A 12,989-nucleotide genomic window follows, 5' to 3' on the forward strand; every position below is an offset into this window, starting at 1 on the left:
CTTATGAAAATTGGCTTGTTCGGCTATGGCAAAATGGGTAAAATGATTGAGCAAATTGCTCAACAAAGAGGACATTCCATTGTTGCCAGAGTGGATGTTGATACCACTGATGTTGATTATCAGCATATAGATGTGGCAATAGACTTTAGTACACCTGATGCAGCATTCAGCAATATAACCACTTGTTTTGACAATGGTATTCCGGTGATTTCGGGCACAACGGGATGGCTCTCCAGATACGATGAAGCAACAAAAATCTGCAATGAAAAAAAAGGAGCATTTATCTATGCCTCAAATTTTAGTCTGGGCGTAAACATATTTTTTGCGTTGAATTCCTATTTGGCCAAAATGATGAAATCCCTAGATCAGTACAACGTCACCATGGAAGAGATACATCATACCCAAAAATTGGATGCTCCAAGTGGAACGGCCATTTCGTTGGCAGAAGGAATTATTGCAAATACTGGTTATCAAGATTGGAAATTGGATGAATCAGGTGAAAAAACAATTTCGATTACATCCAAACGGGAAGGTACAGTACCCGGGACCCACACCATAGCGTATCAAAGTTTGGTAGATGATCTTGAAATAAAACATACGGCCCACAATAGAGAGGGTTTTGCCTTGGGAGCCGTAATCGCAGCAGAATGGATTCATGGGAAAACTGGGGTTTTTTCTATGAAAGATGTGTTAAATCTAGAATAAAAACGTAACAACACTTTGGACTTTCAGTCTAAAAAATAAACTTATATATGGACGGTACACAGTGGATCATTTTTATATTGATTGTACAGGTAATTCACTTTTTAGGAACCTGGAAACTCTATGTAAAAGCTGGTAGAAAAGCTTGGGAAGCAGCAATACCGATTTACAATGGGGTTGTTTTAATGAAAATAATTAACCGGCCATGGTGGTGGGTATTATTGTTGTTTATTCCAATTATCAACCTGTTAATGTTCCCAGTAGTTTGGGTTGAAACCTTGAGAAGTTTCGGCAAAAACAAACTTGTGGACACCTGGGCAGCGATCCTGACCCTTGGTTTTTATATCTATTACGTCAACTACGCGGAAGATGTTAAGTATATCGAGGACCGGGATTTAAAACCCAAAACCGGATTGGGTGAATGGATAAGCTCCATCGTTTTTGCGATTGTAGCAGCAACATTTGTACATACCTACTTTATTCAACCCTATGTAATTCCGACTCCTTCCTTGGAACGTACCTTACGGATCGGTGATTTCCTGTTTGTAAGCAAATTTCATTATGGAGCCCGTGTTCCCATGACCGCGGTGGCTGCACCAATGGTACACGATACCCTACCGTTATTAAAAACGAAATCTTATTTGAATAAACCTCAAATCCCTTTTTTCAGATTACCTGGATTTAATGATGTCAAAAAGAATGATATCGTCGTTTTTAGTTGGCCAGCTGATACGGTTCGACAGTTTTTTGTCGCTGAACGAAAAGTCGAAAAGCCCATTGATAAAAAGTCCAACTACGTAAAACGATGTGTGGGGACTCCTGGAGATTCTTTGTCCATAGTTGATGGTTTTGTGCATATCAATGGTGAAAGACTTGAGCTCTCGGAACGCGCCAAAGTAATGTATGATTACATCATTTACGCTCAAAAAGGTGTCTCAAGCAGGCTTTTGGCAGAGGTTGAAGCTACCGACTATTTGAGAAAATATATTGCCACAAGTATTAACCAAAATCAGGTGGATGCACTGGCTTCTTTCATTTTGGGTGTTAGACAGGCCCCTAACGGAAATATTGAGCTTACAACACAAGAGAAAGGGATTCCTACCGAGGTGATTCGACAATTGAGGTTATCGTTGACCGAGGAGAAACCAAGGTCTCGAGTGGCCAATCTTACGTACGAAATGGTATCGCAACTAGAGGCAAATCCTGACATTGACTCGGTAATTAGAACAGATGAGGGCAAAGGTGTTTATGGGGGCTCATTCCCGCAAAAACCAAACTACTACCCTTGGAACAATGACCAGTTTGGACCAATTTATATTCCGAAGGCGGGAACCACGGTGGAAATCAACCATAAGACCATCCCTCTTTATAAAAAGATCATTCGCGATTACGAGCATAACGATGTAAAGGTTTCTGGAGAGAAAGTATTCATAAACGATCAGGAAGCTTCCTCTTACACCTTCAAACAAGATTATTATTGGATGATGGGAGATAATCGTGACCATTCTGAGGACAGTAGGGTCTGGGGGTACGTTCCGGCAAACCATATTGTTGGTAAACCCGTATTCCTTTGGATGAGTTTTGATAATTTCAATAATGGATTGTTTAACTGGAGACCACGCTGGAATCGAATTTTCACCACTGTGGGTGGAAGCGGGGAACCTGTTTCATACTTCAAATACTTTTTGATGGTGATTGCCGGGTGGTTCATTTTCGATTTTATAAGGAAGAGGAAGAAGGGTAAAAGTTAGTTCGATAATCCGTTTATTTGTACATAATAAAATCCCAAAACTTATGTACACTTACTCATTCGAAAAATTGGACGTTTGGAAAGAATCGAAAATTTTAACCGTAGAAATATACGAGATTACATCTTCCTTTCCAGATGATGAAAAATTTAGACTCATCTCTCAATTGAGAAGGGGTGCTGTTTGTATCTGTTCTAATATAGCTGAAGGTTCCTCAAGAAAAACCTCAAAAGACAAAGCCCGTTTCACAACAATCTCGTTCGGTTCGGCTGTGGAGGTTCTAAATCAGTTGATATTGTCCTATGAACTTAAATTAATTTCTTTGGACAATTACCGGAAACTGCGAATCAAACTTGAAAGCATTACAAACAAACTCAATGCCTTAAGGAATTTTCAAAATAGTAATTTGAAAAAATAATATTATCAAGTCAACAAATCAACAAATACTTCTCCACCCAACGTATTTCCCAAGCATAGCCACGTTTGCGGTTATTGTTCAAAGGGATGTCGTTTGGGAGTTTCATGACAATTTTCAGAAACAAACCTATAGAAATAGATGCTATATCAGCACGGATCAAGGCAAACACATGTTGAACATTCCAATAAAACATGTGGGCGGAAAAGAAGGTCGGCAAAAGTATAATGAAGTTGCAACGGACAATAGCTACGGCTGGCAAAAATTGCACTGGAAAACCTTGGAAACCGCCTATAGAACCTCTCCATTCTTTGAGTTTTATGAGGATGATTTAAAACCGGTTTTTACCAGTGGGCCTGAGACCCTTTTTGACTTCAATTTGAAAACCACTAAGGTAATATGCGATTGTTTGGGAATTCAGATGCCAACCCAAGGTACTGAATCCTATGAGAAACAAACCTCACAATATGAAGATGCCCGGTTTTTGGTAGACGCGAAAAAAAAGTTGGTTCTTGACGTGAACCCATATCCCCAAGTTTTTGAGGAGCGGAATGGCTTTGTTCCTAACGTAAGTATTCTAGACCTGCTCTTCAATGAAGGAACTAACGCGCCCAACTATTTGAAGAATCATTCATTGGACTTTTTAAATGCTTAGGTTCTTTCTCCATTACGGCATACATTTTATAGTTCCCATATTGATTGCTTTTATCTTTTTTAAGGAGAGGAGATTGAAGGTGTTGCCAATACTCCTGGCAGGAATGCTCATTGATTTGGACCATCTTTTGGCAACTCCTATTTTCGACCCGGGTAGATGCAGCATCGGCTTTCACCCACTACACAGTTATCTCGCAATTTTTGGCTATTGCATTCTACCTTTTTTCAAACAAACAAGATTATTGGGCCTCGGATTGATCATTCATATTATAGCGGATATGGTCGATTGCTTACTCCTCTGATTTGAGTCGTAAGGTGGCCATTATCGGATAATGATCGGACAATTTCTCATCAAAGTTTTTATGGGAAATAACCTCAAAATCTTCGTCGGCCATGATATAATCGATTCGGATGGGAAATCCTAGAAGGTTGTATGTTCTCCCAAATCCATTACCTTTTTCCAAATAAGTGTCTTGCATATCACCTCTAATAGTTCTGTAGATGTTGGAATATTGGGTATTGTTGAAATCACCAACCAAAATCTTTTTATGATGGTTTTGGCGCATATTATCCCTTATCAACATAGCTTGTACATACTGCTTGAGCATAACACTTTTACTCCTGGCGAAAAGTTTTGACGATTTTTGATTCTTGATTGCACCAATTTCCGGAATTATCCTAAAAGATTGTAGGTGAACATTATATATTCTTACGGTATCCTGCTTGTATAATATATCAGTGTATATCGCACTGTTTGCACTTTTTGGAAATAAAATAGAATCTTTGGCTATTATGGGGAATTTAGAATAAACAGCCTGTATGACCCTAGTTGCCGGTTTTCCATATACATAATCTATATATTTATAGGGATATTGACTAAGCGCATCATTGTCACTACGCTTCATCTCATAATAACATTCTTGAAAACAAAGGATATCGGGATCATTCCGGTTTACAAAATCCAGTATTAAACTATCTACATTATCGATATCCAATTGTCGATGTTCATTGAACCTACGGGAATTGAACGACATAATGGAAATGTTCTCAGCCTCATTTAGATTTTCATTTTCTTGTGAAAACTCATAAAAAGGGCCTAAAAATGCATACCAAGCAACAAGAGTAACCGCTGACCAAAGCCAAAATCTCTTTTTTCTAAACAACCAAAAAATGACAAACACTACATGAATACACACCAAAATTGGTATTACCAGACTAACTGTTGACAGTGTTGGCATATAGGTTACAGGAACATAAGGTACAAGTAATGCTATTGTCGTAACCATAATAAAAATAAGGTTGACAAAAAGGACAAGCTTGTTCAAAAAAGACAAAACTCTCTTCACACTTTAATCTTCTTTACCTGCTTTAAATAAAAAATCCTTTTCCGCTTTGGAAAGGCTTTCATAACCAGATTTGCTGATCTTGTCCAAAATAGCATCTATTTTTCGCTGGTTGGCCTCTTTATCGTATTCAGCCTTGCTTTTACCTTTGGCAGTATTCTTTTTATAAACGGTTTTCAAGGGAGCCTTTTTTTCTCTGGGCTTGAAAATTTGGGCAATACCATTTCTGATTTTTGTGAATCCTGAACCGATGTCATTTCCCTTGAGCAGTTGTCTTGCATAAACATACCCTAGGGCTGCTCCTCCCAAATGGGCCAGCCTGCCTCCTACATTGGCCCCATATGGAATCTGAATTAAATCTACCAAAACAAAAAAAGCACCCACATACCAAAGCTTGACATTGAAGAATATAATTCGAACCTCTTGATTTGGAATATAAGCACATATAAATATCAATACCGCAGTAACCCCGGCCGAAGCTCCAATCAGGGCCGTTTGGGTATTCAATAAGCTCGGAAAGACATTATAACTGAGCAGAAAAACAGCACCGCCCACGATTACACCCAAAAAGTATACATTCAAAAATCTTTGATTGTCAAAGAGGTTAAGAAAGATGCGACCAGCAAAATAGAGCATGATCATATTCCAAAAGATATGTCCTATGCCAGCATGAAAAAAGGAATAGGTCACCAATGACCATGGTTGGCCCAAAAATTCGATAAAATCCTGGGGCAGCTGAAACCAGCTGACTACAGACCCACCCAACAATGCCAACGAAAGTCCATCAAAAATGAAAACAAGAACGTTGACAACAATAAGCTTTTCAGCAATATTGAGTCGGGCAAAATTATATTGAATTCCTCCAGCCATAGATCAATCCCATCGATTTTGATTAAACTCATTCTTTTTCCAGTACCACATCATTATAAAGCCTATCAGAGCTCCACCAATATGGGCAAAATGCGCAATTCCTGTGTTTACATTGCCAATTCCGAAGATTAAATCGACAGCCAACAATAATGGCACAAAGTATTTTGCTTTAATCGGAACTGGTAAAAATATCAGCATCAATTTTGCTTCAGAATACATAAAGGCAAAGGCTACCAAAATCCCGTAGATAGCTCCTGAAGCTCCGACAACGGGGGTGTTATATGCACTAAGAAAATTTTCTATGGTACTGCGCGGTGCCATATTGTACCAATCAGGACTGTATTGCCCTCTAGAAATTATATCCAACACCTGTTGTTCGGTCATACCGGCGCTAACAAGTGCATTCAATCCTTCATTAAACAGATAATAGTTGACTCCCGTGTGAAGCATCGCCGAACCCAATCCAGCCGAGAAATAGAAAAACAGAAACTTATTTCTTCCCCATACACGTTCCAGGGGTGTCCCAAACGCCCACAAGGCATACATATTAAAAAGAATATGCATTAAATTACCATGCATGAACATATGGCTGACCACCTGCCACCATTGAAAATTTCCATTTTGGGGAAACCAAAGGGACAACCATTGGTACATTTGATCTCCGTACATTTGGGTCGCGAAAAACAATATCACATTAATGATCAATATGTGTTTTACCGCATCTGTTAATCTACCCATTTAGTTCATTTTTTTTTCGATATCCCCTTCGGAGATAGTAGTGTATGTTATCTTTTGGAACGGACTTAATGCAGGTTCCTTACAAGCAAACAAATCGTTTACGAGGGCCAATTGCGATTCTTGATCCAATACGTCCCCTGTTTTTACAGCTAGATTCTTGGACAATGTTTTTGCCAATAGTTCAGCCTGTGACACTTTACTCCCCTCAAACCCCTCTTTATAGTCCGCTATCAAGTGATCCAATACCGTGCCAATTCCACTTTCTGCGACGGTTGTGGGAACACCTGTCACTTTTACCGTTTCATCGTCCAATGTTTCGAACATAAAGCCGACGTTTGACAGACTTTCTTCTATTTCTTTTAAAACCACTCTGTCTTGATTGGAAAACGGGAGTTCCAAAGGAAAAAGTAATTGCTGACTTATACCTTCCTTTACCGTAATCTCACCTAAGAACTTTTCAAAAAGAATCCGTTCATGTGCCCGATTCTGGTTGATGACCAACATGCCCGATTTAATGGTACTTACCACGTACTTACGTCGTAACTGAAACGTGGTTCCAGAGGGAGCTTCTTCCGTATCATCCGTATAAAAAGTCCCCTGGATTGCGGTTTCTGATTCAATTTCAATACTGCTAAAGTTATTCGTATCTACAGGCGCTGTCAATCCTTCATAAAGATCTTCCCAACCCTTGGCATCGGTTTTCTGATATGTGGAACGACCAACTGATTTGCTGGCAACTTCTTGAAAAGGGTTAAATGAAGGATCCACCGACACTTTGGGTATTACCGCTTCCTTCTCCTTATAGGCATACGGGGTATCCATATTGGGGTCGTGCTCAAAATCCAATATTGGAGCGACATTGAACTGTCCCAAACTATGCTTTATGGTTGACCTAAGAATGGCGTATAAGGTATTTTCATCATCGAACTTCACCTCTGTTTTTGTTGGATGAATGTTGATGTCAATCGATGCGGGATCCACCTCCAAATACAAAAAGTAGCCGGGGTAGGTATCTGATTTTATGAGTCCTTCAAACGCAGCTATCACGGCATGATGTAAATAAGGACTTTTAATAAATCTATTGTTCGCAAAGAAAAACTGTTCTCCCCTACTCTTTTTGGCAAATTCTGGTTTACAAACAAAACCAGATATTTTGACCACCTCCGTTTCTTCGTTGACAGGAACCAAACGGTCTTTCATTCGACTGCCAAACACATGGGTTATCCGTTGGCGATACTTTGTCCTTGGTAAATTGAAAATCTCAGAGCCATTATTGTAAAAATGGAATTCGATATGGGGATGCACCAAAGCCACCCTATGAAATTCATCAGTAATATGCCTTAGTTCAACTTGATGGGATTTTAAAAAATTGCGCCTCGCAGGAATATTGAAAAAAAGATTCTTAACCGAAATCGATGTCCCTTTGGGTGTGGCGACTACTTCTTGTGCTATAATTTTGCTGCCCTCAATCTTAATATGGCTCCCTACATCCTCGTCTTCCTTCCGGGTTTGCAAATCAACATGTGCGATTGCCGCAATAGATGCCAATGCTTCCCCTCTAAAACCTTTGGTATTCAATTTGAACAGGTCCTCTGCACATGATATTTTGGAAGTGGCATGTCGCTCAAACGAAAGTCGTGCATCGGTTCCACTCATTCCACTGCCATTATCCACAACCTGAATCAAGGTTTTACCAGCATCCTTGACAATAAGTTTTATCAAATCGGCACCTGCATCAATGGAGTTCTCCAAAAGCTCTTTCACTACTGAGGCTGGTCGCTGAACCACTTCCCCTGCTGCAATTTGATTGGCAACATGGTCTGGCAAAAGTTTAATGATGTCTGCCATTAGGGATTCAGGAATATCGATAAATCAAAGTCGATGATATAGAGAAACAATAATATCAAAACTGCTACAATGATAAGAAAACGAAGCTTTAAGTTCTTGTCCCCCTCTGTCTTCAAGTCATCCATGGCCGAGGAAACCTTGTTTTTCAGACCTCGTTGTGTATGCGCAGTACTTCTGTATTTATCTAGTTTGTGTTCTATTTTATACGGATTGCCTTCCCCTTTGTAATACCGTGGTGAGTAATTGTAGGTCCTATTTTTTCTAAGTTTTAGAAAATTTCGCATCGTATCCTTTTCGTGTAACCTCAAAGGTACTTAAAATCAAAAAACGGGATTGCCCCCTAATGCCAAAAAATGTTAACACAGTTTGAAGTTCAACTGCAAGAATCAAAAGCAAAGTTCAAACCTAAAAATATTTTGTGCCTGAGTTTGAACTTAAATTTTTGAGTTTACTAACCTAATGTTGCCATTTTTATGGCGGCTATGGCAGCTTCCGTGCCCTTGTTGCCATGTTTACCACCACTTCGGTCTATGGCTTGCTGCATGGTATCATCAGTCAACACACAGAAGATTACAGGCGTGTCATACTGAACATTTAAATCTTTTATCCCCTGTGCGGTGGCAGAACAGACAAAATCGAAATGACTGGTTTCTCCACGAATTACACTGCCGATAGCAATTACGGCATCAACTTTTTGTGTGGAAAGCATCTTTTTGCAGCCATAGGTAAGTTCGAAACTTCCTGGCACATTCCAACGTAAGATGTTCCCAGCTACTGCTCCACAATCCAAAAGAGCTTCTACTGCACCATCATAAAGTCCTTCGGTAATTGTTTCGTTCCACTCAGAAACAACAATCCCAAACCGAAGTGACTTCGCATTTGGGATCGTGGTCTTATCATAGGCCGATAAGTTCTTATTCTCGGTGGCCATTTATTTCTAACTTTTAGTCAACCCAATAAGCGCATCTATACCGTTTGCTTCCTGAGAAGTTGAAAAATCTTGTTTGATTCGCTCAAAAAAGCCCAAAGCCTTTTCGTTTTGACCTAGATCAAGTGCAATAACACCTGCTTTGTACAAAAATCTCGGTGTTGTGAATTCGTTAGAGCTGTGCGCAATGGCTTTTTCGTAATAATCCAACGCATCTTCTGGCTGATCCAATTGTGAAAAAGCATCACCTATACCTCCTTTGGCCATGGCACCCAATACAGCATCATCAGATGAAAAACTCTCGAGGTGCGCTATAGCGTTATCGTATTGTTGAAGGTTCAAATAAGTCATTCCAGCAGAATATTTAGCCAAATTTGCTGCTTTAGTGCCTTTATATTCCTCAATAATATCCAAAAAGCCGTATTTCCCTTCTGCTCCGTTCAAAGCCAATGTGAACAATGAATCCTTAGCGACCTCATTGGTCAAAGCTTGGTCAAAATATTGTTGAGGGTAAAAAAGTTCGTTGGCTGCGGATGCTTCTTTTGGTTTTTGGATAAACTCATGATATCCCAAGTAACCCAAAACACCCAAAGCAATAGCTCCAATGGCACCCAAAATATAATTTTGGTTCCGTTGAACCCAAGCCTCGGTTTTGGAAGCACTCTCATCTAAAGTATTAAATACCTCTGCTGTTGTACTCTGCTCATCCAATTGTACTTCTTCCGCCTTATTCTTCGGCTTAAAGCCTCGCTTCTTGTATGTTGCCATCCTTGATTTTATTAATCGCGCAAAAATAAAGTTTTTATCCAAAACCGAAAGCTAATTTATTCGTTATTTTTGGATTCTTTAACTGGCCCCACGGCCATTTGAAACAGCATTCTTCTTTAGATTTTTATGTTTTTAAAGCACTTATCCTTAGTCAATTACAAAAATTTTGATTCCAAAATCTTGGACTTCGACCCGGTAATCAACTGTTTGGTTGGAGATAATGGGGTGGGAAAAACGAACATCTTGGATGCGATTTATCACCTTTCTTTCGGAAAAAGTTATTTCAATCCAGTGTCCACGCAAAACATCAAGCACGACACTGATTTTTTTGTCATCGAAGGAGAATTTGAGAAAGAAGAACGCACTGAAAAAATTGTATGCAGTTTTAAAAGAGGATTAAAAAAAGTCATCAAACGAAACGGTAAGGCCTATGAGAAGTTTTCCGAACATATTGGCTTTTTGCCCTTGGTAATCATTTCACCTTCGGATCGCGATTTGATCATTGAGGGCAGTGACACCAGAAGAAAATTTATTGATGGTGTTATCTCCCAATCAGACAAGGAATACCTCCAAACCCTTATCAAATACAACAAGGTTTTGGTTCAGCGGAATTCGTTGTTAAAATACTTTGTGGCCAATAATACCTTTGATCCAGACACTTTAGCGGTTTACAATGAGCAACTGCATCTTTTAGGAACGGAAATTCACAAAAAAAGGGTTGGTTTTATCTCATCATTCATTCCGATATTCCAGGAGCAATACGCCCATATTTCAGAGAAGGATGAACAAATCATGCTTTCTTACGAGAGTCAGTTATCGGGAAAGAGCCTGTTGGAACTTTTGCAGGGAGCCACCGATAAAGACAGAGCCTTGCAATATACCAGTGTTGGTATTCACAAAGATGACCTAAGCTTTACCATTGCCGGCCATCCCATTAAAAAATTTGGTAGCCAGGGGCAGCAAAAATCCTTTTTAATAGCGCTGAAATTGGCGCAGTTCCACTTTATAAAAGAACAGGCTAAAACCACGCCAATATTGTTGCTGGATGACATTTTTGACAAGTTGGATGAACATCGAGTAGCCCAAATCGTAGGTTTGGTCGACAATGACAATTTTGGTCAAATCTTTATAAGTGATACGCATGCCGAACGTACAGAAAATGTAGTTAAAAATATCAGGCAGAGCTATAAAATCTTTACCTTGTAGCATGAAGAAAATCTTGCTTTTTGGAGGTTTGTTAGTGCTGTTTGCCTGCCAGGAAAAATCAATTTCCAAAGAAGATTTGCCATACTTGAACGGGTACTGGGAAATCTCGGAAGTTACTTTTCCGGATGGCTCCGAAAAAAACTATACGGTAAATCCAACCATTGATTTTATCCAACTTGAAAATGACCAAGGTTTCCGTAAAAAGATGCAACCTAAATTCGATGGCACCTATCACACTTCAAACAAACAGGAAGTTTTTAACCTGATTGAGGCAAATGGCGCTTTCATACTGCGTTATAAAAATGATCTTAGCGAGTGGGAAGAAAAATTGGTAGCACTGGATTCTATTTCATTTACGGTTCTTAGCGACAATGTTTTGTATAATTACAAACGGTTCGAACCCATAACCATTCCGAAGTGATGGCCAAAAGACATAATTCACATATTCCGTTAAGTGAGGCTTTGAACGAATTCATCAAAGAGAATAAGCTTCAAAAGGGTATGGACAAGGTCGATGCCAAGGGAGCCTGGGAAAAATTGATGGGCAATGGTGTCAACAATTATACAACCTCGGTGGAACTCAAAAATGAAACACTTTATGTATCCCTCTCTTCTTCAGTGCTTCGGGAAGAACTAAGTCATGGCAAATCTAAAATAATTGCCATGCTGAATGAGGAGTTAAAAAAAGAATTGATAAAAAAATTGATCTTAAGATAACTATTGGGTATCTCAGAAAAAGGAGATGAAGTTAATTGTCGAAACAGAAAGATTGCTCATTGTTGAGGCGGAGTTAGAAGATTCAAAATTCTTTAAAAAGCTTATGAACAGTCCAAATTGGTTGGAGTTCATTGGAGATAGAGGCATTAAAACCAGGAAGCATGCAGAGGGCTACATCAAATCAAGTTTGATTTCTTCCTATACTGAAAATGGATTCGGGCTTTTCAAAATGTGCCTTAAGGAATCCTTGAAGCCAATTGGTATCTGCGGTTTTATAAAACGGGACTATTTGGACCATCCTGATATCGGATTTGCCATACTTCCAAAATTTGAGGGAAAAGGATTTACTTATGAAGCCTGTATGGCCTTGCTGCAATATGGCAAGGAAACATTGAACCTGCATCCAATCTTTGCTATTACCACAGCGGAAAACATTAAATCCCAGCGATTGCTTACGAAAATTGGCTTAAGCAACTCGGGGACCATCAAACCAAAGAAGGACAAAGAGGAATACCTGCTCTTTTCAACGTAAAAAGGCCATCCTAATGGACGGCCCTTTCTTGTATTTTTATTTGGATTGGCTTAAAAAACCTCCCGTCCAGAAAAATGGAAAGCTCCTTCAATTCCAGCGTTTTCATCGCTGTCCGAACCGTGCACAGCATTTTCACCAATACTGGTGGCATATAGTTTACGGATTGTTCCTTCGGCAGCTTCAGCGGGATTAGTTGCACCAATTAACGCTCTAAAGTCATCAACAGCATTGTCTTTCTCCAAAATTGCAGCCACAATTGGACCTCTGGTCATAAAATCGACCAACTCACCAAAGAAAGGACGTTCTTTATGAATCGCATAGAATTCACGTGCATCCCTCTTGCTCAATTGGGTGTATTTCATTGCCACAATCTTGAATCCTGCAGCAGTTATCTTTTCCAAAATTGCACCAATATGACCATTTTCAACAGCATCGGGCTTAATCATGGTAAAAGTTCTATTTCCAGTCATTTTTTTAAAATTTTGCGCAAACTTACGCTTTTTCGGGCAACAGACAAGAG

The 12,989-nt window shown here is 39.4% G+C and carries 17 protein-coding genes; 9 read left to right on the plus strand and 8 right to left on the minus strand.

Translation table 11 applies throughout. From position 1 onward, the window contains the following. Positions 1-3 precede the first annotated feature (3 nt). Genes dapB through ACULLH_RS08580 form a run of 5 tightly spaced genes read left to right on the plus strand, consistent with a single transcriptional unit; the run spans position 4 to position 3,821 of the window. On the plus strand, positions 4-705 hold the full coding sequence (gene dapB / locus ACULLH_RS08560) for a 4-hydroxy-tetrahydrodipicolinate reductase (RefSeq protein ID WP_454088327.1): 702 nt from the start codon (positions 4-6) through the stop codon (positions 703-705). 47 nt (positions 706-752) lie between these two features. Next, positions 753-2,453 carry a signal peptidase I gene (gene lepB, locus ACULLH_RS08565; RefSeq protein WP_454088328.1) on the plus strand — a complete coding sequence of 567 codons (1,701 nt, stop codon included), beginning with the start codon at positions 753-755 and terminating at the stop codon, positions 2,451-2,453. 43 nt (positions 2,454-2,496) lie between these two features. Beyond that, positions 2,497-2,868, plus strand: a complete 372-nt coding sequence (locus ACULLH_RS08570; protein ID WP_454088329.1) for a four helix bundle protein — start codon at positions 2,497-2,499, stop codon at positions 2,866-2,868. 25 nt (positions 2,869-2,893) lie between these two features. Continuing rightward, positions 2,894-3,520: a WbqC family protein gene (locus tag ACULLH_RS08575; RefSeq protein WP_454088828.1), complete on the plus strand. Its 627-nt coding sequence runs from the start codon at positions 2,894-2,896 to the stop codon at positions 3,518-3,520. Continuing rightward, a complete protein-coding gene (locus tag ACULLH_RS08580) occupies positions 3,513-3,821 on the plus strand; it encodes a DUF6122 family protein (protein ID WP_454088330.1) in 309 nt (102 codons plus the stop codon). The genes ACULLH_RS08575 and ACULLH_RS08580 overlap by 8 nt, the downstream gene beginning before the upstream one ends. Here ACULLH_RS08580 and ACULLH_RS08585 read toward each other — a convergent pair. The 7 genes from ACULLH_RS08585 to ACULLH_RS08615 all read right to left on the minus strand — a co-directional run bounded on the left by ACULLH_RS08585 (position 3,810) and on the right by ACULLH_RS08615 (position 10,014). Next, complete coding sequence (locus tag ACULLH_RS08585) at positions 3,810-4,805, minus strand: endonuclease/exonuclease/phosphatase family protein (RefSeq protein ID WP_454088331.1); 996 nt, start codon at positions 4,803-4,805, stop codon at positions 3,810-3,812. The genes ACULLH_RS08580 and ACULLH_RS08585 overlap by 12 nt on opposite strands. A gap of 63 nt (positions 4,806-4,868) precedes the next feature. Continuing rightward, positions 4,869-5,732, minus strand: a complete 864-nt coding sequence (locus tag ACULLH_RS08590; RefSeq protein WP_454088332.1) for a rhomboid family intramembrane serine protease — start codon at positions 5,730-5,732, stop codon at positions 4,869-4,871. A 3-nt stretch (positions 5,733-5,735) separates the two neighbouring features. Beyond that, positions 5,736-6,470, minus strand: a complete 735-nt coding sequence (locus ACULLH_RS08595) for a rhomboid family intramembrane serine protease (RefSeq protein WP_454088333.1) — start codon at positions 6,468-6,470, stop codon at positions 5,736-5,738. After that, the gene (gene mutL, locus ACULLH_RS08600; RefSeq protein WP_454088334.1) at positions 6,471-8,318 is read right to left on the minus strand and encodes a DNA mismatch repair endonuclease MutL; all 1,848 of its coding nucleotides are present in this window, start codon (positions 8,316-8,318) and stop codon (positions 6,471-6,473) included. Then, entirely contained in the window at positions 8,318-8,602 is a 285-nt protein-coding gene (locus ACULLH_RS08605; protein ID WP_454088335.1) for a riboflavin synthase subunit beta, read from the minus strand. Before ACULLH_RS08605 ends, mutL begins: the two co-directional genes overlap by 1 nt. A 167-nt stretch (positions 8,603-8,769) precedes the next feature. After that, complete coding sequence (gene ribH, locus ACULLH_RS08610) at positions 8,770-9,249, minus strand: 6,7-dimethyl-8-ribityllumazine synthase (protein WP_454088336.1); 480 nt, start codon at positions 9,247-9,249, stop codon at positions 8,770-8,772. 6 nt (positions 9,250-9,255) lie between these two features. After that, positions 9,256-10,014, minus strand: coding sequence for a tetratricopeptide repeat protein (locus ACULLH_RS08615; RefSeq protein ID WP_454088337.1), 759 nt, complete (start codon positions 10,012-10,014; stop codon positions 9,256-9,258). Positions 10,015-10,140: 126 nt separating this feature from the next. Here ACULLH_RS08615 and recF point away from each other — a divergent pair, with 126 nt between their 5' ends. Genes recF through ACULLH_RS08635 form a run of 4 tightly spaced genes read left to right on the plus strand, consistent with a single transcriptional unit; the run spans position 10,141 to position 12,469 of the window. Beyond that, a complete protein-coding gene (gene recF, locus ACULLH_RS08620; protein WP_454088338.1) occupies positions 10,141-11,220 on the plus strand; it encodes a DNA replication/repair protein RecF in 1,080 nt (359 codons plus the stop codon). A gap of 1 nt (position 11,221) precedes the next feature. Then, on the plus strand, positions 11,222-11,641 hold the full coding sequence (locus ACULLH_RS08625) for a hypothetical protein (RefSeq protein ID WP_454088339.1): 420 nt from the start codon (positions 11,222-11,224) through the stop codon (positions 11,639-11,641). Then, a complete protein-coding gene (locus ACULLH_RS08630) occupies positions 11,641-11,937 on the plus strand; it encodes a DUF721 domain-containing protein (RefSeq protein WP_454088340.1) in 297 nt (98 codons plus the stop codon). The genes ACULLH_RS08625 and ACULLH_RS08630 overlap by 1 nt, the downstream gene beginning before the upstream one ends. A 25-nt stretch (positions 11,938-11,962) precedes the next feature. Beyond that, positions 11,963-12,469 carry a GNAT family N-acetyltransferase gene (locus ACULLH_RS08635; RefSeq protein ID WP_454088341.1) on the plus strand — a complete coding sequence of 169 codons (507 nt, stop codon included), beginning with the start codon at positions 11,963-11,965 and terminating at the stop codon, positions 12,467-12,469. Positions 12,470-12,519: 50 nt separating this feature from the next. On the opposite strand, the gene ACULLH_RS08640 is transcribed toward ACULLH_RS08635, so the two are convergent. Then, entirely contained in the window at positions 12,520-12,939 is a 420-nt protein-coding gene (locus ACULLH_RS08640; RefSeq protein ID WP_422861131.1) for a nucleoside-diphosphate kinase, read from the minus strand. Positions 12,940-12,989: the final 50 nt, after the last annotated feature.

Source organism: Flagellimonas sp. 2504JD4-2 (genome assembly GCF_053642935.1).

Bases quoted from the DNA above. Each gene is read 5' to 3' on its own strand.
- dapB (WP_454088327.1), top strand. From the start codon at position 4: ATGAAAATTGGCTTGTTCGGCTATGGCAAAATGGGTAAAATGATTGAG.
- lepB (WP_454088328.1), top strand. From the start codon at position 753: ATGGACGGTACACAGTGGATCATTTTTATATTGATTGTACAGGTAATT.
- ACULLH_RS08570 (WP_454088329.1), top strand. From the start codon at position 2,497: ATGTACACTTACTCATTCGAAAAATTGGACGTTTGGAAAGAATCGAAA.
- ACULLH_RS08580 (WP_454088330.1), top strand. From the start codon at position 3,513: ATGCTTAGGTTCTTTCTCCATTACGGCATACATTTTATAGTTCCCATA.
- ACULLH_RS08585 (WP_454088331.1), bottom strand. From the start codon at position 4,805: ATGGTTACGACAATAGCATTACTTGTACCTTATGTTCCTGTAACCTAT.
- ACULLH_RS08590 (WP_454088332.1), bottom strand. From the start codon at position 5,732: ATGGCTGGAGGAATTCAATATAATTTTGCCCGACTCAATATTGCTGAA.
- ACULLH_RS08595 (WP_454088333.1), bottom strand. From the start codon at position 6,470: ATGGGTAGATTAACAGATGCGGTAAAACACATATTGATCATTAATGTG.
- mutL (WP_454088334.1), bottom strand. From the start codon at position 8,318: ATGGCAGACATCATTAAACTTTTGCCAGACCATGTTGCCAATCAAATT.
- ACULLH_RS08605 (WP_454088335.1), bottom strand. From the start codon at position 8,602: ATGCGAAATTTTCTAAAACTTAGAAAAAATAGGACCTACAATTACTCA.
- ribH (WP_454088336.1), bottom strand. From the start codon at position 9,249: ATGGCCACCGAGAATAAGAACTTATCGGCCTATGATAAGACCACGATC.
- ACULLH_RS08615 (WP_454088337.1), bottom strand. From the start codon at position 10,014: ATGGCAACATACAAGAAGCGAGGCTTTAAGCCGAAGAATAAGGCGGAA.
- recF (WP_454088338.1), top strand. From the start codon at position 10,141: ATGTTTTTAAAGCACTTATCCTTAGTCAATTACAAAAATTTTGATTCC.
- ACULLH_RS08625 (WP_454088339.1), top strand. From the start codon at position 11,222: ATGAAGAAAATCTTGCTTTTTGGAGGTTTGTTAGTGCTGTTTGCCTGC.
- ACULLH_RS08630 (WP_454088340.1), top strand. From the start codon at position 11,641: ATGGCCAAAAGACATAATTCACATATTCCGTTAAGTGAGGCTTTGAAC.
- ACULLH_RS08635 (WP_454088341.1), top strand. From the start codon at position 11,963: ATGAAGTTAATTGTCGAAACAGAAAGATTGCTCATTGTTGAGGCGGAG.
- ACULLH_RS08640 (WP_422861131.1), bottom strand. From the start codon at position 12,939: ATGACTGGAAATAGAACTTTTACCATGATTAAGCCCGATGCTGTTGAA.